The sequence below is a fragment of the Enterobacter sp. 342 genome, from assembly GCF_036663495.1.
Lineage (GTDB): Bacteria > Pseudomonadota > Gammaproteobacteria > Enterobacterales > Enterobacteriaceae > Enterobacter.
Genome location: NZ_JAWUEI010000020.1, coordinates 63536 through 81141, shown reverse-complemented (window position 1 = coordinate 81141; position 17606 = coordinate 63536). Strand labels below are relative to the sequence as shown.

Annotated in this window: 22 protein-coding genes; 12 read left to right on the top strand and 10 right to left on the bottom strand. The window is 53.7% G+C overall.

Features of this window, described 5'->3' with window-relative positions; translation table 11 throughout:
- Positions 1–4: 4 nt before the first annotated feature.
- Complete coding sequence (gene sufE, locus V6E55_RS16480) at positions 5–421, top strand: cysteine desulfuration protein SufE (RefSeq protein WP_114979426.1); 417 nt, start codon at positions 5–7, stop codon at positions 419–421.
- Between the two features lie 97 nt (positions 422–518).
- Positions 519–1532 (top strand): L,D-transpeptidase LdtE, encoded by a 1014-nt coding sequence (ldtE, locus tag V6E55_RS16475; RefSeq protein WP_316943391.1) that lies wholly within the window; start codon positions 519–521, stop codon positions 1530–1532.
- Between the two features lie 60 nt (positions 1533–1592).
- Here the strand turns inward: ldtE and lpp are convergent, their stop codons facing one another.
- From lpp to V6E55_RS16455, 5 genes are all read right to left on the bottom strand, one after another.
- Positions 1593–1829 (bottom strand): murein lipoprotein Lpp, encoded by a 237-nt coding sequence (lpp, locus tag V6E55_RS16470; protein ID WP_001082307.1) that lies wholly within the window; start codon positions 1827–1829, stop codon positions 1593–1595.
- A 309-nt stretch (positions 1830–2138) separates the two neighbouring features.
- Positions 2139–3560: a pyruvate kinase PykF gene (pykF, locus tag V6E55_RS16465; protein ID WP_114979428.1), complete on the bottom strand. Its 1422-nt coding sequence runs from the start codon at positions 3558–3560 to the stop codon at positions 2139–2141.
- A gap of 7 nt (positions 3561–3567) precedes the next feature.
- Entirely contained in the window at positions 3568–3762 is a 195-nt protein-coding gene (gene ynhH, locus V6E55_RS25870) for a protein YnhH (RefSeq protein ID WP_418721936.1), read from the bottom strand.
- Positions 3763–3937: 175 nt separating this feature from the next.
- Positions 3938–5083 (bottom strand): trans-sulfuration enzyme family protein, encoded by a 1146-nt coding sequence (locus tag V6E55_RS16460; protein ID WP_129996014.1) that lies wholly within the window; start codon positions 5081–5083, stop codon positions 3938–3940.
- An 11-nt stretch (positions 5084–5094) separates the two neighbouring features.
- The gene (locus V6E55_RS16455; protein WP_316943389.1) at positions 5095–6465 is read right to left on the bottom strand and encodes a pyridoxal-phosphate dependent enzyme; all 1371 of its coding nucleotides are present in this window, start codon (positions 6463–6465) and stop codon (positions 5095–5097) included.
- A gap of 400 nt (positions 6466–6865) precedes the next feature.
- Here V6E55_RS16455 and V6E55_RS16450 point away from each other — a divergent pair, with 400 nt between their 5' ends.
- The 4 genes from V6E55_RS16450 to fumD all read left to right on the top strand — a co-directional run bounded on the left by V6E55_RS16450 (position 6866) and on the right by fumD (position 9705).
- Entirely contained in the window at positions 6866–7888 is a 1023-nt protein-coding gene (locus V6E55_RS16450) for a methionine ABC transporter ATP-binding protein (RefSeq protein ID WP_316943388.1), read from the top strand.
- Positions 7881–8549, top strand: coding sequence for a methionine ABC transporter permease (locus V6E55_RS16445; RefSeq protein WP_049006353.1), 669 nt, complete (start codon positions 7881–7883; stop codon positions 8547–8549). Before V6E55_RS16450 ends, V6E55_RS16445 begins: the two co-directional genes overlap by 8 nt.
- Before the next feature lie 23 nt (positions 8550–8572).
- Entirely contained in the window at positions 8573–9385 is an 813-nt protein-coding gene (locus tag V6E55_RS16440; RefSeq protein ID WP_003857677.1) for a MetQ/NlpA family ABC transporter substrate-binding protein, read from the top strand.
- A gap of 110 nt (positions 9386–9495) precedes the next feature.
- Positions 9496–9705 (top strand): fumarate hydratase FumD, encoded by a 210-nt coding sequence (gene fumD, locus V6E55_RS16435; protein ID WP_008500615.1) that lies wholly within the window; start codon positions 9496–9498, stop codon positions 9703–9705.
- Here fumD and V6E55_RS16430 read toward each other — a convergent pair.
- The 4 genes from V6E55_RS16430 to V6E55_RS16415 are packed head-to-tail and all read right to left on the bottom strand — an operon-like array spanning position 9686 to position 12779.
- Positions 9686–10372 carry an amino acid ABC transporter permease gene (locus V6E55_RS16430; protein ID WP_316943385.1) on the bottom strand — a complete coding sequence of 229 codons (687 nt, stop codon included), beginning with the start codon at positions 10370–10372 and terminating at the stop codon, positions 9686–9688. The genes fumD and V6E55_RS16430 overlap by 20 nt on opposite strands.
- Positions 10356–11132 (bottom strand): amino acid ABC transporter permease, encoded by a 777-nt coding sequence (locus tag V6E55_RS16425; RefSeq protein WP_316943384.1) that lies wholly within the window; start codon positions 11130–11132, stop codon positions 10356–10358. Before V6E55_RS16425 ends, V6E55_RS16430 begins: the two co-directional genes overlap by 17 nt.
- Positions 11132–11947 (bottom strand): amino acid ABC transporter ATP-binding protein, encoded by an 816-nt coding sequence (locus tag V6E55_RS16420; RefSeq protein ID WP_316943383.1) that lies wholly within the window; start codon positions 11945–11947, stop codon positions 11132–11134. The genes V6E55_RS16425 and V6E55_RS16420 overlap by 1 nt, the downstream gene beginning before the upstream one ends.
- A gap of 1 nt (position 11948) precedes the next feature.
- Positions 11949–12779, bottom strand: a complete 831-nt coding sequence (locus V6E55_RS16415) for an ABC transporter substrate-binding protein (RefSeq protein WP_316943382.1) — start codon at positions 12777–12779, stop codon at positions 11949–11951.
- Positions 12780–13023: 244 nt separating this feature from the next.
- Between V6E55_RS16415 and V6E55_RS16410 the strand changes: the two genes are divergently transcribed.
- From V6E55_RS16410 to V6E55_RS16395, 4 genes are all read left to right on the top strand, one after another.
- Complete coding sequence (locus tag V6E55_RS16410; protein ID WP_014831607.1) at positions 13024–13191, top strand: hypothetical protein; 168 nt, start codon at positions 13024–13026, stop codon at positions 13189–13191.
- Between the two features lie 107 nt (positions 13192–13298).
- On the top strand, positions 13299–14624 hold the full coding sequence (locus V6E55_RS16405) for a sensor histidine kinase (RefSeq protein WP_316943381.1): 1326 nt from the start codon (positions 13299–13301) through the stop codon (positions 14622–14624).
- A complete protein-coding gene (locus V6E55_RS16400) occupies positions 14617–15240 on the top strand; it encodes a response regulator transcription factor (protein ID WP_114979437.1) in 624 nt (207 codons plus the stop codon). Before V6E55_RS16405 ends, V6E55_RS16400 begins: the two co-directional genes overlap by 8 nt.
- A 78-nt stretch (positions 15241–15318) precedes the next feature.
- Positions 15319–15798, top strand: coding sequence for a GlcG/HbpS family heme-binding protein (locus V6E55_RS16395; protein ID WP_114979438.1), 480 nt, complete (start codon positions 15319–15321; stop codon positions 15796–15798).
- Positions 15799–15832: 34 nt separating this feature from the next.
- On the opposite strand, the gene V6E55_RS16390 is transcribed toward V6E55_RS16395, so the two are convergent.
- Positions 15833–15973 carry a hypothetical protein gene (locus V6E55_RS16390; RefSeq protein WP_003857665.1) on the bottom strand — a complete coding sequence of 47 codons (141 nt, stop codon included), beginning with the start codon at positions 15971–15973 and terminating at the stop codon, positions 15833–15835.
- A 126-nt stretch (positions 15974–16099) separates the two neighbouring features.
- Here V6E55_RS16390 and V6E55_RS16385 point away from each other — a divergent pair, with 126 nt between their 5' ends.
- Positions 16100–16882: an MBL fold metallo-hydrolase gene (locus V6E55_RS16385; protein ID WP_114979439.1), complete on the top strand. Its 783-nt coding sequence runs from the start codon at positions 16100–16102 to the stop codon at positions 16880–16882.
- A 72-nt stretch (positions 16883–16954) separates the two neighbouring features.
- Entirely contained in the window at positions 16955–17590 is a 636-nt protein-coding gene (locus tag V6E55_RS16380; RefSeq protein WP_028017278.1) for a carbonic anhydrase, read from the top strand.
- The last annotated feature ends 16 nt before the right edge of the window (positions 17591–17606 follow it).

Here is a 17606-nt window from a genome sequence, read left to right as displayed (position 1 = left end):
AAATATGGCTGAGTTGCCGGACAAAGATAAATTGCTGCGTAACTTCGGGCGTTGCGCGAACTGGGAAGAAAAGTATCTCTATATTATTGAGCTGGGACAGCGTTTACCCCCGCTCAGTGAAGAGGCGCATAACCCGGAGAATACTATTCAGGGCTGCCAGAGCCAGGTATGGATTGTGATGGAGCAATCTCGCGACGGTACAATCCAGTTGCACGGCGACAGTGATGCGGCAATTGTGAAAGGGCTTATCGCCGTGGTGTTTATTCTTTATCACCAGATGTCGGCGCAGGACATTGTTGCGTTTGATGTCCGCCCGTGGTTTGAAAAAATGGCCCTGACTCAACACCTCACCCCCTCCCGTTCCCAGGGACTCGAAGCGATGATTCGCGCCATTCGCGCTAAAGCTGCAATCCTTAGCTAGACTTACAAAACAGCATTCATTCTGTTTCGCGAGGTGGTTCCCGCCTCGCTGGTTTTTCAGCTTTCTGGCGTTCTGTCAGTGAATAAGGAATCTCAGCATGAAGCGCGCGTCTCTAATAACTCTATTACTCCTTGGTTCGCTCGGTGCTCTTCATTCGGCTCGTGCGATGGATTACCCGTTGCCGCCCGCAGGCAGTCGTCTGATTGGGCAAAATCAAACTTACACGATACAGGAAGGGGATAATAAACTGCAGACCATTGCCCGCCGGTTTAACACTGCAGCCCAGGTCATCCTTGAAGCAAATAATACCATTGCGCCGGTGAACCCTGCTCCGGGAACTGTTATTACCATTCCGTCGCAAATGCTGTTGCCGGATACGCCCCGCGAGGGGATTGTGGTGAATCTCGCCGAGCTTCGTCTCTACTACTTCCCGCCGGGAGAAAACATTGTTCAGGTCTTTCCGCTCGGCATCGGGCAGCTGGGGCTGGAAACACCGGTCACGACTACGCGGGTGAGCCAGAAAATCCCTAATCCCACCTGGACACCAACACCGGGCATCAGAGCACGCTCTCTGGAGCAGGGCATTAAATTGCCTCCGGTTGTACCCGCCGGGCCAAATAACCCGCTAGGACGCTTCGCACTGCGTTTAGGCGTGGGTAATGGGGAATACTTGATCCACGGCACCAGCGCGCCGGACAGCGTCGGCCTGCGGGTCAGCTCTGGTTGTATGCGGATGAATGCCCCGGACATTAAAGCTCTGTTCGAACAGGTGCGGGTTGGCACGCGGGTACAGATTATCAATGAGCCCGTGAAGTTTTCCGTCGAGCCCGATGGTAAACGCTATATTGAAGTCCACCGTCCGCTGGCGCAGGTTGAGGGCGAAAATCCGCAGGTTTCGCCAATCACGCATTCCGCAGACTTTGCGACGTTTGTTTCTCAGGCGGGAAGTGATAAAGCGCTTATCAATAAGGCGCTGTCACGCCGTGCCGGGATCCCGGTTGTTGTATCGTCGGGTAGCGCGCCATCAGCCAGTAATAACGTGTTGTCGGTGCAGAACAGTCAGGCGTCTGCTGTAGTAGCGGAAGATGAAGGGGAGAAGGTGACGCAGTAGCTGTTTGATGCAGGCAAAAAAAATGGCGCACAATGTGCGCCATTTTATTAACAGGTACTATTACTTACGGTATTTAGTAGCCTGGTTGTCCAGACGCTGGTTAGCGCGAGCTGCGTCGTCTTTAGCAGCCTGAACGTCGGAACGCATTGCGTTCACGTCGTTGCTCAGCTGGTCAACTTTAGCGTTCAGAGTCTGAACGTCAGAAGACAGCTGATCGATTTTAGCGTTGCTGGAGCAACCAGCCAGCAGAGTAGAACCCAGGATTACCGCGCCCAGTACCAGTTTAGTACGATTCATTATTAATACCCTCTAGATTGAGTTAATCTCCATGTAGCGTTACAAGTATTACACAAAGTTTTTTGGGTTGAGAATATTTTTTTGATGGGAATACCCCTATTTTTGATCGTTCGCTCAAAGAAGCATCGAATCAGCCCTTTTCGGGCAAAAATCTATGTAAAAAAAGGCATTTATCATCGGATTCATCTTAGATAATTCGCAATTAAATAGAAAAACCCGATTTGCATTTTGAATGACTTTGGCTAATGCCAGGAATAAAAAAAGCGCCCGGCGGGCGCTTTTTATCAAAATTAATTCGTTCGGGAATTATTACAGTACGTGAACAGATGCTGTATTGGTGGTTCCGCTTGGTACCAGTGCACCAGAAACCATGACCACAACGTCACCTTTCTGCGCCAGACCACGATCAACCAGTTCCAGAGCCACTTCTTTACCCAGACGATAGAAATCATCGGTAGAGGCAATTTCTTTCACCAGGTGAGGCACAACACCTTTGCTCAGTACCAACTGACGAGCAGTGGTTTCGTTGGTGGTCAGTGCCAGGATGGTCGCATCCGGGAAATATTTACGCACAGCGCGAGCAGATTTACCGCCCTGGGTAGCAACCACGATCAGTGGGGCTTCCAGTTTCTCTGCAGTTTCAACTGCACCACGGCACACCGCTTCAGTGATGCGCAGTTTACGGCTGTCGTTGTTGTAATCCAGACGGCTTTTCATCACACGGTCGGTACGTTCGCAGATGGTGGCCATGATGGACACTGCTTCCAGCGGATATTTACCTTTCGCGGATTCGCCAGACAGCATAACTGCATCAGTACCGTCAAGGATGGCGTTTGCCACGTCGCCTGCTTCTGCGCGGGTAGGGCGTGGGTTTTTGATCATGGAGTCCAGCATCTGCGTTGCAGTGATAACCACTTTACGCGCGCGAACACATTTCTCGATCATCATCTTCTGCGCGAAGATCACTTCTTCAACCGGGATTTCAACGCCCAGGTCGCCACGTGCAACCATGATGCCGTCAGAGGCTTCGAGGATTTCGTCGAAGTTGTTCAGGCCTTCCTGGTTTTCAATTTTGGAGATGATCTGGATCTTCTCGCCGCCGTGCGCTTTCAGGTGCTCACGGATTTCAACCACGTCGGAACGTTTGCGGATGAAAGAGGCAGCAACGAAGTCAACGCCTTGTTCGCAACCGAAGATCAGGTCTTGTTTGTCTTTTTCAGCCAGTGCTGGCAGCGCGATGGAAACACCTGGCAGGTTAACGCCTTTGTTTTCACCCAGGTCGCCGTTGTTCAGCACTTTACAGATAACTTTGTTACCTTCGATAGCAGTGACTTCCATACCGATCAGACCATCGTCTACCAGTACGGTGTTACCGACGGACAGGTCGCTGGTGAAGCCTTCGTAGGTCACAGCAACGATTTCGCTGTTGCCGACAACGGATTTATCAGTAGTGAAGGTGAAAGTCTGGCCCGCTTTCAGAGAGACGTCGTTACCGCCTTCCAGTTTGATGGTGCGGATTTCAGGACCTTTGGTATCCAGCAGGATCGCGGCTTTTTTACCGGTCTTGCTCATCACGTTGCGCAAGTTCTGGATACGCTGTCCGTGTTCTGCGTAGTCACCATGGGAGAAGTTCAGACGCATCACGTTCATGCCGGCATCCAGCATTTTGCTCAGCATCTCTTCAGATTCGGTTTTCGGGCCGATAGTACAAACAATTTTCGTCTTTTTCATGACAGTCTTAGTCTTTAAGTTGGGAAGGATATGGAAATCTCGCTCCGGGGGCGCACCGCCGCGGAGTCAAACCTGTGTTGCAAAAGAGTATATGACACGCACTAAGGATAGGAGACATCAAATGAGCGTGCAGAAGAAAGTGTGCCTGAGTGACAGCCCAACGAAGGAGAGGAGAAGTTGTACGTTGTTTTTTGTATTCCAAGCGCTGAAACCATTCACCAGGGATTAGGCGCGCATTATACGCTGATTTTTAGCTAAAAGGAAAATGGAAACGGTGTTTCAGAAATAATCTGTGCAGTTTCACATAATATTGTTATCAAGGCGTTAAGCCATAATGACAACTTATGGCGGCAGGGGATTAACCTGCCGCATTTTGCTTATTTTTTCAGCGCCTGACTGAGGTCAGCAATCAGGTCTTTTGGATCTTCAATTCCCACTGACAGACGGATCAACTGCGGCACAATGCCATTTGCCAGGCGTTGCTCCAGCGGAATAGAGGCGTGCGTCATGCTGTAAGGTTGGCTCACAAGGCTCTCAACGCCGCCAAGGCTTTCCGCAAGGGTGAATAACTTCAGGTTGCGAATTACTTCTGCTGCACGTTGCGCATTGCCTTTTACCACGACAGAAATCATTCCGCCGGGCAGCGCCATCTGCGTGCGGGCAAGCGAATATTGTGGGTGCGATTCCAGACCAGGATAGAACACTTTTTCAACCTGCGGATGTTGCTCCAGCCATTGCGCAATCGCCAGCGCGTTGGTGCTGTGCTTTTCTACCCTCAAAGCAAGCGTGCGAATACCGCGCAGCGTCAGGAAACTGCTGAACGGATCCAGTACGCCACCGACCGCGTTTTGCAGGTAGCCAAGTTTGTCCGCCAGCGCCTGGTTATCTCCTACCACCGCCAGTCCGGCGACGACATCAGAGTGGCCGTTAAGGTATTTGGTGGCGGAGTGCACCACAATATCGAAACCCGATTCCAGCGGACGGTGGATCACCGGCGACGCGAAGGTGTTATCCGCCACGCTGATGACGTTATGACGACGGGCGATAGCTGCAATGGCCGCCAGGTCTGCCAGCTTAAGCAGTGGGTTGGTTGGCGTTTCGACCCAGATCATACGTGTATCCGGGCGAATGGCGGCATCAAGCCCGGCTAAGTCATCAGGTTTAACCCAACTGACCTGCAACCCGGTACTGCGTTTGCGCACGTTCTCGATCAGGCGATACGTTCCGCCATACACGTCATCAATAGCGACGATATGGCTGTCCTTATCCAGCAGTTCGAGCACGGTAGAGATAGCGGCGAGACCGGAGGCGAAGGCGTAGCCGTGCGTGCCACCTTCCAGCTCGGCGATGGCGGTTTCCAGCGCATGGCGGGTTGGGTTACCGCTCCGGGAATATTCATAGCCGGTATGTTCCCCGGGAGACGGTTGCGCAAACGTCGATGTGGCGTAAATCGGTGGCATAACTGCGCCATGTTGATCGTTAAACTCGCCGCTGTGTACGCTCAGGGTTGCCAGGTTTTTCATCTTTTATTCCTTTATTGCTGAAGGCGGTTGCGCCAGGCGGTCAGAACGTCGCTGCGCGTAATCAGACCGAGAAAACGGTCGTTATCATTGATCACAGCCACCAGGCCGCGGTCGAAAATGGCATTCAGGTCGCTCTCTGGAGCGTGTTTATCGAGGAACTCCACCTGACGGGTCATGGCTTCAGTTACGGGAAGCGCGAAGCGATCGCCATCGCCGCCGATATTCCGCAGGAGATCCCATTCGTCGATAATGCCGACGACCTTGCCGTTCTCCAGTACCGGCAACTGGGAGATGTCATACAGACGCATGCGTGCCAGTACGGTGGCAAGCGTGTCGTCCGGGGCGGCGGTGACGGTAGCACCTTCATCGTGACGCAGGGCGATGTAGTCGGAGAGATCGCCGGCCTGCGGGCGCGTGATCAGGCCTTGCTGACGCATCCAGTCATCGTTGAACATCTTCGAGAGATATTTATTGCCGCTGTCGCAGGCGAAGGTCACCACGCGTTTTGGCGTGGTCTGCGCCTGGCAATATTTCAGCGCCGCCGCCAGCAGTGTGCCGCTGGAGGAGCCCGCCAGAATGCCTTCCGTTTTTAGCAGTTCGCGCGCGGTTGTGAAGGCTTCCCGGTCGGTGATGCGCCAGGCGCGATTCACGCCTTCAATGTGGGCCAGTGGCGGAATAAAGTCTTCGCCAATCCCCTCAACCAGCCAGGAGCCGGCATCGTGATACTTCCCGGTTTCTACCTGGTCTGCCAGAACGGATCCTGCCGGGTCTGCCAGCACAAACTCCGTCTGCGGAGAGTGCTCAGCGAACCAGGCCTGCAGACCGCCCAGCGTCCCGCCTGAACCCACGCCCACGACGATAGCGTCGATCTTGCCGTCCAACTGCTCATACAGTTCCGGTGCCGTGGTGGTGCGGTGCGCCAGCGGGTTGGCGTCGTTATTGAACTGGTCGATGTAAAACGCGCCGGGGATCTCGTTAGCCAGACGCAGGGCGTAATCCTGGTAGTAGGCGGGATGGCCCTTATTAACGTCGGAGCGAGTCAGTACTACCTGGGCACCCAGCGCGCGCAGGTGGAAAATCTTCTCGCGGCTCATTTTGTCCGGTACCACCAGGATCAGCGAGTAGCCTTTCTGGGCGGCAATCAGGGCCAGGCCGAGACCGGTATTCCCTGCTGTCGCCTCAATAATCGTGCCGCCCGGCTGCAGCTGGCCGGTACGCTCCGCTTCGTTAATCATCGACAGCGCCACGCGATCCTTAATAGAACCGCCCGGATTCTGGTTTTCCAGCTTAAGGAACAGCGAGCAGGGACCAGTATCAAGCTTATGCAGCTGGATCAGCGGGGTACGACCAATCAGTTCGGTAACGGAGTGATAAATCGTCATGATGTTTTCCTTTCTGGATGTCATGACGGGATGATAGGACGGTGAAATTTTCTCAATAAAGAACCATTCACTGCTCTTTAGAACAGAAAAGAATATAAATGCCATTTTTGGAAGTCAGGACAGCAAGACGTAAAGTGCTCTGGATGTGAGGATGGCTATATCAGTGAAAGATGCTGCAAAAATGACCGATTTTTAAGGGGGACTGCCAGCAGATATGCATCTGGCAGATAATCATTGCTGAAATTGGTCTAAATGCTTCCCGCCCGGCAAACTCGCTGTTTATTCCCCTAAGTTATAACACATGCCTTTTTGTTCATTTAAAAGCTGATAACGCCTGTTTACACTCATTTGGACATCCATACTTCTAAACTGCCATGCGCGGAACGGATAACGAATAAGAATGATTGTACTGAGTAATATTTCGAAGGTTTTTGACAACGGAAAGGTGGCACTGACTGCCGTTGATGATGTCAATTTGACGGTAGAGCAGGGACAGATTTACGGAATTATTGGTTACAGTGGAGCCGGGAAAAGCACGCTGATACGTCTGCTGAACGGTCTGGAAAAACCCAGCACCGGAAGTGTCACCATCAATGGGCAGAACATTTCTGCCGCCAGTGGTGAAGCACTGCGCCAGGCACGCCTGAAAATCAGTATGGTGTTCCAGCATTTCAACCTGCTGTGGTCGCGCACGGTTTCAGAAAACATCGCGTTTTCAATGCAAATTGCTGGCGTGCCAAAAGCGAAAATCAAAGCCCGCGTGGCCGAGCTTGTCGAACTCGTTGGGCTGAAAGGGCGTGAGAATGCCTACCCGTCACAGTTAAGCGGCGGGCAGAAACAACGTGTTGGCATTGCGCGTGCGCTGGCTAACAGCCCTGACGTGCTGCTCTGTGATGAAGCCACGTCAGCGCTCGACCCGCAGACTACCGATCAGATCCTCGATTTGCTGTTAGATATCAACCGTCGTTTCAAACTGACCATCGTGTTGATCACCCACGAGATGCATGTAGTGCGCAAAATCTGCGACCGTGTGGCGGTGATGGAGAACGGTAAAGTGGTGGAAGAAGGAGATGTGCTGAGCGTCTTTACCCATCCGCAACAGCCCATTACGCAGCAGTTTGTCCGTCAGGTGAGTCAGTACGCGGAGGAGGAAACCTTTAATAGCGAGCTGGCCAATGAACTTGAAGGCACGGTCATCAAACTGACGTTTACCGGCCATAGCACGCATAAGCCGATCGTAGGCGAACTGACTCTGCGCTACGGCCTGCCGTTTAACATTCTGCACGGGAAAATGACACAAACCGCCCACGGCGTGTTTGGCCAGCTCTGGGTGCACGTGGTGGCATCTGACGAACAACTGAACAACATCCTCGCCGACCTGCAGCACAGCGATATTGAAGGTGAGGTGATTAAACATGGCTGAGAATCTCTTTCCGCATCTCAAATGGGATCAGCTCTGGGCGGCGACGCTGGAGACGCTGTACATGACGGCGCTTTCAGGCGTGGCGACGTTTGTGCTGGGCATCGTGCTGGGTCTGGCGCTGTTTTTAACCGCACGCGGTGGGTTGTTCCACAATCGCACGGTGTATAGCGTCATTTCGATTGTGGTGAACGTGTTCCGTTCTATTCCGTTCATCATTTTGATTGTGCTGCTGATCCCGTTCACCAAGACCATTGTTGGCACCATTCTCGGCGCTAACGCGGCATTGCCGGCGTTGATCGTGGGTGCCGCACCTTTCTACGCGCGCCTGGTGGAGATCGCCCTGCGTGAAGTGGACAAAGGCGTCATCGAAGCAACCCGCTCGATGGGCGCACGACTGAGCACGTTAGTGTTTCGGGTTTTACTGCCGGAATCATCACCTGCACTGGTATCAGGTATTACGGTGACGCTGATTGCACTGGTGAGTTACAGCGCGATGGCGGGGGTGATTGGCGCCGGTGGGTTGGGAAATCTGGCTTATCTGGAAGGATTCCAGCGCAACCATGGTGACGTCACGCTGGTGGCAACGGTGACCATTTTAATCATCGTTTTCATCATCCAGTTTTGCGGCGACATCATTACTTCACTGTTAGATAAACGCTAATAAATACACACAGGAACCACATCATGAAAAAGACACTGACACTGATCGCCGCAGCAACCCTGAGTGCCCTGAGCTTTGCCTCGTGGGCAGATACCCTGACCGTGGGCGCATCCAACACGCCACACGCTGAAATTCTGGAGCAGGCAAAACCGATTCTGGCTAAGCAGGGGATCGATCTGGAGATTAAACCGTTCCAGGACTACATTCTGCCCAACACCGCGCTGGCGGGTCATGATATCGACGCGAACTATTTCCAGCACATCCCTTATCTGAACAGCGTGCTCAAAGATCACGCGGGCGATAAGGATTATGATTTTGTCAGTGCAGGCGCAATCCACATTGAGCCTATTGGTATCTACTCAAAGAAATACAAATCGCTGAAAGACCTGCCAGAAGGTGGCAAGATCATCATGCGTGATGCTGTTTCTGAAGAGGGCCGAATTCTTTCCATCTTCGAGAAAGAGGGTGTGATCAAGCTGAAACCGGGCATCGACAAAGTGACCGCGCGCATCAGCGACATCGTGGAAAACCCGAAAAAGCTGCAGTTCACCCCTAACGTTGAAGCCTCTCTGCTGCCGCAGATGTACAACAACGATGAAGGTGCCGCGGTGGTGATCAACGCCAACTACGCGATTGATGCCGGTCTGGATCCGGTTCACGACCCGATTGCGGTTGAGAGCGGCGAAAACAACCCGTACGCCAACATCATTACCGTCCATCGTGGTGACGAGAAGAAGAAAGATATCGTCGCGCTGGTAAACGTGCTGCACTCGAAAGAGATTCAGGACTGGATCCGTACTAAGTACAAAGGCGCAGTCATTCCAGTAAATAACTAATTTACTGATTTTACAGATGAAGCCCGACGAGTTCCTCGCCGGGCTTCTTTTTTGTATCCGGCAGGAGAATCATTTAAGCTCAACGTTTAAAAGGCAATGGAGTGATGACGATGGGTAACGTGACTAAAGATGAAGCGCTGTATCAGGAGATGTGCCGGGTGGTCGGGAAGGTGGTACTTGAGATGCGCGATTTAGGGCAGGAGCCAAAGCATATTGTCATTGCCGGAGTACTGCGTACCGCGCTGGCGAACCAGCGCGTTAAACGCAGTGAATTGACAACTGAAGCGATGGAAACAGTGGTTAAAGCGCTGGCTGGGTAATACGCCAGCGTTTCGCAAGCTGCTCCAGCGAGCAGCAGAGCAGGTAATAAACCACACCCGTGAAGATAAAAATGGCCGCCGGGTAGATTTGCACCCGGTTGTTGACCTGTCCCGCCACCGTGGTCAGTTCCGGTACGTTCACGATAAACGCCAGCGACGTATCCTTCAGCAGACTGATAAAAATTCCCACCAGTGACGGCAGAATATTCCTCAGTGCCTGCGGCAGCAGCACACGCAACAACGTTTGCTGCGTGCTGAATCCCTGAGACAGTGCGGCCTCATATTGCCCGGAGGGTAGCGCATTAAGCCCGGCCAATACTGAGTGCATCACGGTTGCCGCCGTAAACCAGGCCAGCGCCAGCGTGACGGTAAGTGCCCCCGGCAGATCGCCCCCGGTAATGAGCGGCAGCAGATACCACATCCAGAAAATCACAAAGATGAGTGGGATACCGCGGATCAATTCTGCCCACAAAAAAAGCAGTTTGCGTACGAGCCCGGTAAAGCGCCAGGCAAGACACGCGAGAGCAACCCCGCCGGGCAGAGCGATGGCTGCGGCTCCAGCCGCCATCATTAACGAGAGCAATACGCCACCCGGTTCACCGCTTGCCGCGCGTCCCCACAGCAGATAATCGACGTTATCGGCGATGACATTAAATCCGGCAATCATGTTTTTCACTCCCTGAGGTGGCGACGTTTGGGCGTTTACGTTTTGCTTCAGGTCCGATGCGAACCAGCACCATTCCCATCACCAGACCAGTCAGCAGATACAGTGCGGTTCCGAGGGTAAAGGCTTCCAGCGCATGCGCGTTGTAGCTTTCAATCTGCCTGACCTGATAGGTGAGTTCGGCAAAGCCAATCCCGCTGGCGAGCGAGGAGAGCTTCATCAAATTAAGGTACTGCCCCACAACGGGTTGCCAGGCGTTGGCCAGTCCCTGCGGAAGAAGGATGTGACGAAACAAACGCCATGAAGAGAACCCCTGTGCCAGCGCGGCCTCCCGCTGTCCGGCAGGGACAGAACGTAACCCCGATTCCACCTCTTCGATTAAAAACGCCGAAGTAAAGACGCCCAATCCCCAGGCCGAACATAAAAACTCGGGGGTAAACCACCAGACGTCGCCGGGCAGAATAGACCAGCTGTGATCCGCATTCACCGCGTCGCGAAATACCTGAGGTAGCCCGTTCCAGGCGGCAAAATACCAGAACAGCAGTTGCACCAGCAGCGGTGTATTGCGAAACAGCGACACCCAGCTACTGACGACCACGTTTCCGAGGCGTCCGCCGGAAAGGCGCAGGAGCATTAAAAACAACGCCAGCAGGCTGGCCAGCATCACCCCGGCAAGCGTGACCCACAGGGTGGTGAGGGATCCGGAGAGTATCCACTGCAGAGGCTGTCCGGTCAGTACCCCCTGCCAGTCGAGCGCGGGCATTACAGATGCTCCTGATGCAGTGGGTTGAGCACCTTTTGCAGGAACCGCCGGGCGCGCGGATGCGAGGGTTGACTGAAAAACTGCGTCGGCGGCGCGATCTCGAGAATTTGTCCGCCGTCGATAAAGACAATCCGGTCGGCAATTTCCCGGGCAAACTGCATCTCGTGGGTCACGACAATCATGGTGATCCCACTGTGGGCGAGGGTTTTCATCACAAACAGCACTTCGCCAATCATTTCAGGATCGAGTGCCGACGTCGGTTCGTCGAAGAGAATAATTTGCGGCGAAGAGGCCAGAGCGCGCGCGATCGCCACGCGCTGCTGTTGACCACCGGAAAGCTCTGCCGGGAAATGGTGAGCTTTTTCCAGCATCCCGACTTTCTCCAGCAGGGACAGCGCGCGCTCCTGGGCTGGCTGCGGCTTCCAGCCGTGAACCTGCTCCAGCGCCAGAGTGATATTCTGGCTGGCGGTGAGATGAGCGTAAAGATTGAATTGCTGGAACACAAACCCCACGCGGCTTCGCAACTGCCGCAGCCCGGTACCAGAAAGTCTACCGGTCGGCTTGTTGTCGACCAGGATCTCTCCGCCGCTCAGGGTTTCAAGCTGGTTGATGAGACGAATCAGGGTGGATTTACCGGAACCCGAAGGCCCGAGGATGGCAACCACTTCACCGGGGGGGATGGTGAGGTTAATGTCGTTTAACACCTGATGGTCACCGTAACGTTTGTCTACATGACGAAACTCGACGCTGGCCTGTTCCAGATGTGAAAAATCCGCGGCACTGGCCGCGGAGTGTGAGAATAAACCTGAGAGCATATTACTGGGCTTCTATTTTAAAGGCACGAGGCTGTGGAGCAGGCGTATTTGGGCCAAACCAGACATCATATATTTTTGCTGCCTGACCGTTCTTCTCAAGATTAAGCAGCTCGTCGTTGACGGCTTTCAGCAGCGCTGTTTCACCTTTCTTCACCCCAACGCCAATCTCTTCTTTGCTCAGCAGATCGGGCAGGATTTTGAAGTTGGCTTTATCCGGCGCCTGCGCCAGCAGACCGGCCAGAATGGTGCTGTCCTGGGTGATTGCCTGCACGTTGCCATTGCGCAGTGCCGTCAACGCCAGTGGAATATCGTCATAAGAGAGCACGCGGGACTGCGGGAATCGCTGGTGCAGCGCCTGTTCGCCCGTGGTTCCTTTGACCGCGCCAATGCGCGCCCGGCTATAGTCATCCAGCTTATCGGCGGACTTTGCCGGTACCAGGAACTGCTGCCCGGTCACGAAATAGGGGAGGGAGAAATCAACAACCTGCGCGCGCTCTGGCGTGATGGTGATATCCGCCACAATCAGATCCGCCTTACCAGACTGAAGCAGCGGAATACGGTTGGCCGGGTTGGTGGCGACCAGCTCCAGCTTCACGCCAAGTGCTTTTGCCAGCGCTTTGGCGAAGTCCACGTCGTATCCCACAATCTCATGTGTCTTTGCATCAATAGAGCCAAACGGTGGGTTGGCATCAAATGTGGCCACTTTCACTACACCTGCGGCTTTAATATCCGCCAGCTGATCGGCCTGTGCCTGCGCTGAGAGCAGACTTCCAGCCGCCAGTAATCCCAGTGCCAGTGTCCGTTTTGTAAATCCGTTCATGTTTGCTGCCATAGTAATAAATCATCCCGTTGTTTTTGTTTTACCCCGTTACGCTCCCACAAGTGAAAGCTATTGCCAAAGAAGAAATCGTGCTTTGCTTTTAGCAAAAAAGCATTAGTGAACAGAGTGTTACTGGCAGGTAAAAATACAGGGTGCTATTTGCAAATCCTGCACATCGACAGCTGATATTGGTATTTCACCTGCGTGGACTTTGGGTGTTTAACTTAAGGAAAATACGGTGAGAGAGGGGCAGACGATGAAAAAATGGATCAGCACGTTACGGCGGTTTTTTGCGACCCGACCAGTGAATGCGGAGAACAGCGCGCAACGTGTTCTTGAGTCAATACTGCCTGTCGCCAGCCTGTATGGCGTAGACGTTGCCAACATCGACCCGGAGTGGTTCCATGATAAAACGTCACGCTGAACTGCGCCGCACGCGCGAAATATACTGGAATGAGCTGTGCTGGATTTTGTTCTGACGCCGGATAGCTGTTAATGTCGACAGATGGTTGAGTCAGCTCAGTTAACGGAATGAAGAACCCCTTTATCAAGCGCGGCATTATTATCTGGACGATAGTCTGCCTTATCAGCGGCGTGTTGCTCTATGCCGAACAAATCCGCCGTCAGTTCTGGGAGCGCGATCGTGAGTTCGCGGCGCTCTTCTCTGAATTAAGCGCGGTACTGACGCAAAATGAATCCGTACTGCCGCTTTTGAATGGCGATGAAGATATCGTCACTCTTCGTAAAAAATTCCCCCAGCTTCTTGCCCTGGAAAAAACGACGGGACGAGCGCTTGATGCCCCCCGGGTTGAGCCTGCCAATGAAGTCCAGTACTGGCTGTACAATCCCTGGCGCCAAATCCGCGTACTGGTAGACCTTGGTCCAATCCTGACTGCACATCATCCCTTTACCCATCTCGGGATCCGTTTTATGCCAAACGGGGACCAGCAAATATCTGGTGCCTTCTGGCACTGGCAACGCACCTTCCCGCAGCATACTCAACCCTTTACGCTGGAGGCCGATTCACAGCCAGACTGGTTCGGCGTCAATGGGCTTATTTACCCCTTACTCTTTATTGGATGGGGGATCGTGATTGCGCTGGCGAGCGTGGTGCTCTGGCAGCGTAAAGCGCGTAAAGATGCCGAGCAAAGAGCGCTCTATTATCAACACGCCAGGCTCAATACCCTGGGGGAAATCACTGCTGGGATTGTGCACGAGATCAACCAGCCGCTCACCGCCGCGCAGACGTGGATCCAGGGCGCGCAGCGCCAGCTACAACAGGATAACGGGCAGGCGGTGTCGCAGGCGCTGGCGGCTGCACTGACACAAATTCAGCGTATTAGCGCCTTGCTGACCCGTTTTCGTGAACATGTTGTACAGGAGAAGGTGATCCTGCGTGAAACCGATCTTGTACACTGCTGGCAGCAAGTGGTGAACCTGCTTGAGCACGAGCGCAAGGCCGAACATATTACGGTCAGCCATGCGTTTGCCCCTGGCGCAACAACGGTACTGGCAGATCGTCTCTGGCTGGAGCAGGTGCTGCATAATGTGCTCAGCAATGCGATTCAGGCCCAACAGTTGGCTGCTGCCGGTTGGGTAAAAATTGAGAGTCAAAAAACCGAGAGTGGCGTCCAGATCACCATCACAGACGGTGGCCCTGGCTTTAGCCAGGAGGCGTTACAGCATGCCTTTATGCCGTTTTACAGCGGCAGAGAAGTGGGTATCGGTCTGGGGATGACCTTAACGGAGTCATTAATGACGCGTATGAATGGATCGATTACGCTGGGTAATGCGCCGCAGGGTGGGGCGCAGATCAGATTACAACTGGCGCACGGAAAGGAGGCGACGAATGGATAAGACAATCTGGCTGATTGATGATGATGAATCCATCAGAGAGTCAATGGCTTTTCTGCTTTCAGGTATGGGGTGGCCGGTAAAGACGTTTGACAGTGTCGATGCCTTTATCGCAGCCCATGCACGGGGTACGGCGCTGGTGGGCTGTATGTTGCTGGATATGCGGATGCCCGGCAAGGGCGGGCTCACCTGGCTTGAGGAAGGCGAATGGCCCTGGCCCCTGCTGCCGGTGATTATCATGACCGGACACGGTACCGTTGATGCCTGCCGTCGGGCTTTTCGAAACGGTGTGTTTGAGTTTTTCACCAAGCCGCTGGATGCCGATAAGCTTATAGAGACGGTGGGGTTAGCCTTCGAGGAAAGCCAGCGTCGTTATTCCGGCTGGCAGGAAACCTCCCGGATCGCGGCGCGTTTCGCGCAGTTGACTGCACGTGAGCATGAGGTTCTGGGTGAGTTGATGAAAGGGCTCAGCAACAAAGAGGTGGCTGCACGGCTGAACCTCTCGCCGCGTACGGTAGAAGCGCACCGCGCATCGGCGTTTACCAGGCTTGGCGTCAGCAGCCTTGTCCAGGCAATCCGGGAATACGACAAATTGCAATCCGTAAAACTACCAGGTTGAGTGCGTATTCAACCGAATTATGTTTCATCGCGCGTCGGGGTAATCTCTGCAACGTCCCCTAACACTCGAGGAAGTGCGATGAAAAAAGTAATGATGGTTGCGGCACTGGCCGCGGGTAGTCTGAGTCTGGCGGCGCAGGCCGATACATTGAATCAAAAAAATCTCTCACTGGCGCAGGCGAATGCGCTGGCGACGTCCGCCATTCAGGCGTGTACGGCAAAAAATTACCAGGTGACGGTCACCGTTGTTGACCGCGCGGGCGTGGTAAAAGCGGTGCAGCGCACGGACAATGCCGGTCCACACACGGTTAAAGCCAGTGAAATGAAAGCCTATACGGCGCTTAGCGCAAAGAATGCGTCAGGCAAAGTGATGGAAGCGGCGCAGAGCAATGCGGGCGCGCAGAACATGAGAGATATCCCGGGGTTCCTGCTGCTGGCGGGGGGCTTGCCGGTGAAAGAGGGCGATGAGGTTATTGGGGCGATTGGTATCGGTGGCGCACCGGGTGGTCATCTTGATGAAGCCTGCGCTCAGGCTGCCATTGACGGGCTCAAAAAGTAATACAAAAAAGCACCGGGAAACCGGTGCTTTTTTATCAGATCTTGCAGGCATCGCCGCAGTCGTCATCGGCGACAATCGCCTGCGCTTTTTTGTCTGCATCGTCCAGACGTTCCGCATTACGCTCTTCGGCTTCATCCAGCCCGTTAAAGACTAAGTTATCGAGATCAATTTCCATGTGGCACCTGCTCTGTTCAGTTTTTTGATACTGGCACAGTATAGGGCAAAAAAAGCCAGCAATGTACCTCGCAGCACATAAGGATAATCCCTGCCATACTCAGTGCTTTATCGCTGAGGAGAGCACATGATTACACTCTGTAAAACCTGCGGAACTGCCTATGATGCACAGCCGGACAGATGCCCGATTTGCGAGGATGAACGCCAGTACGTGCCCGTCACGGGCCAGGTATGGACAGATTTCGACACCGTAACCGCCACGCACAGCAACAAATGGCAGCAACTGGAGCCGCAATTGTTCAGTATCAAGACGGTGCCCGCATTTGCTATCAACCAGCGGGCCCTGCTCCTGCGTACCCCGCATGGCAATATTCTCTGGGACTGTATCGCTAATCTCGACCCGGCAACTAAAACACTCATCACTGCACTCGGCGGCATCAGCGCTATTGCGATTTCACACCCGCACTATTACACCACGATGCAGGAATGGGCGGCGGCGTTTGATGCACCGCTGTATCTGCACGCCAGCGACAGTGAATGGGTCATGCGCGACAGCCCGGCAATTCGCTTCTGGCACGGTGATGCGCTGGAGATTTTCCCGTCGGTCACATTGCTGCGCCTTGGCGGCCATTTTGCAGGCGGGACAGTGCTGCACTGGCAGGAAGGTGAAGGAGTATTACTGGTGGGCGATATTCTGCAGGTCACGCCGGGTAAAGACGCTGTCTCGTTTATGTGGAGTTACCCGAATTATCTTCCGCTGCCAGCCCGGACCGTAGCGTCGGTCGTGAGTCATCTGGAAGGCAGAACGTTTGCACGTCTGTATGGCGCGTTCGAAGGGCAGAACATCCAGGCCTTCGCGGACGAGATTGTGCAGCGGTCGGGCCAGAAATATATTGCTTGTCTGAAGTAAACCACGATGGGTAAACTTTACGAGTGTGATCTCGATCATACCTAAACTAAAACAGATAAAAGAGAAATTGCTATGCAACATATCATTGAAGGTTTTCTCAGCTTTCAAAAAGAGATTTTCCCGCAACGTAAAGAACTCTTTCGCAGTTTAGCGTCCAGCCAGAATCCCAAAGCGCTGTTCATCTCCTGCTCCGACAGCCGCCTGGTCCCGGAACTGGTTACCCAGCAAGAGCCGGGACAACTCTTTGTCATTCGTAATGCTGGCAACATTGTGCCGCCATTCGGGCCAGAGCCTGGCGGTGTTTCCGCGACCATCGAATACGCTGTTGTGGCGTTGGGTGTGACAGATATCGTGATCTGCGGTCACTCCAACTGTGGGGCGATGAAGGCGATTGCTGATAACGCGAACCTGGAGCCGATGCCTGCTGTTTCTCACTGGTTGCGTTATTCCGATGCGGCAAAAGCGGTGGTTGAGAAGAAAACCTGGGATAAGCCGATCGATAAAGTCAACGCGATGGTGCAGGAAAACGTATTTGCGCAGCTGAGCAATATTAAGACCCATCCGTCCGTGGCAGTGGGCCTGCGTAACAACTCTATCCGACTGCACGGCTGGGTGTATGACATTGAAAGTGGCGAAATTCGTGCGCTGGATAAAGCGACGAAAACGTTCGTGTCGCTGTCTGAAAACCCGGAAGTGTATTTCGAGTAATCTATTACAGCAGGGC

Coding starts and splice junctions, on each gene's coding strand:
- V6E55_RS16405 (WP_316943381.1), top strand. CDS start 13,299: ATGAAGAACCCCTTTATCAAGCGCGGCATTATTATCTGGACGATAGTC.
- V6E55_RS16410 (WP_014831607.1), top strand. CDS start 13,024: ATGAAAAAATGGATCAGCACGTTACGGCGGTTTTTTGCGACCCGACCA.
- V6E55_RS16400 (WP_114979437.1), top strand. CDS start 14,617: ATGGATAAGACAATCTGGCTGATTGATGATGATGAATCCATCAGAGAG.
- V6E55_RS16440 (WP_003857677.1), top strand. CDS start 8,573: ATGAAAAAGACACTGACACTGATCGCCGCAGCAACCCTGAGTGCCCTG.
- fumD (WP_008500615.1), top strand. CDS start 9,496: ATGGGTAACGTGACTAAAGATGAAGCGCTGTATCAGGAGATGTGCCGG.
- V6E55_RS16430 (WP_316943385.1), bottom strand. CDS start 10,372: ATGATTGCCGGATTTAATGTCATCGCCGATAACGTCGATTATCTGCTG.
- V6E55_RS16455 (WP_316943389.1), bottom strand. CDS start 6,465: ATGACGATTTATCACTCCGTTACCGAACTGATTGGTCGTACCCCGCTG.
- ldtE (WP_316943391.1), top strand. CDS start 519: ATGAAGCGCGCGTCTCTAATAACTCTATTACTCCTTGGTTCGCTCGGT.
- V6E55_RS16415 (WP_316943382.1), bottom strand. CDS start 12,779: ATGGCAGCAAACATGAACGGATTTACAAAACGGACACTGGCACTGGGA.
- pykF (WP_114979428.1), bottom strand. CDS start 3,560: ATGAAAAAGACGAAAATTGTTTGTACTATCGGCCCGAAAACCGAATCT.
- V6E55_RS16385 (WP_114979439.1), top strand. CDS start 16,100: ATGATTACACTCTGTAAAACCTGCGGAACTGCCTATGATGCACAGCCG.
- V6E55_RS16390 (WP_003857665.1), bottom strand. CDS start 15,973: ATGGAAATTGATCTCGATAACTTAGTCTTTAACGGGCTGGATGAAGCC.
- lpp (WP_001082307.1), bottom strand. CDS start 1,829: ATGAATCGTACTAAACTGGTACTGGGCGCGGTAATCCTGGGTTCTACT.
- V6E55_RS16380 (WP_028017278.1), top strand. CDS start 16,955: ATGCAACATATCATTGAAGGTTTTCTCAGCTTTCAAAAAGAGATTTTC.
- sufE (WP_114979426.1), top strand. CDS start 5: ATGGCTGAGTTGCCGGACAAAGATAAATTGCTGCGTAACTTCGGGCGT.
- V6E55_RS16450 (WP_316943388.1), top strand. CDS start 6,866: ATGATTGTACTGAGTAATATTTCGAAGGTTTTTGACAACGGAAAGGTG.
- V6E55_RS16420 (WP_316943383.1), bottom strand. CDS start 11,947: ATGCTCTCAGGTTTATTCTCACACTCCGCGGCCAGTGCCGCGGATTTT.
- V6E55_RS16425 (WP_316943384.1), bottom strand. CDS start 11,132: ATGCCCGCGCTCGACTGGCAGGGGGTACTGACCGGACAGCCTCTGCAG.
- V6E55_RS16460 (WP_129996014.1), bottom strand. CDS start 5,083: ATGAAAAACCTGGCAACCCTGAGCGTACACAGCGGCGAGTTTAACGAT.
- V6E55_RS16395 (WP_114979438.1), top strand. CDS start 15,319: ATGAAAAAAGTAATGATGGTTGCGGCACTGGCCGCGGGTAGTCTGAGT.
- V6E55_RS16445 (WP_049006353.1), top strand. CDS start 7,881: ATGGCTGAGAATCTCTTTCCGCATCTCAAATGGGATCAGCTCTGGGCG.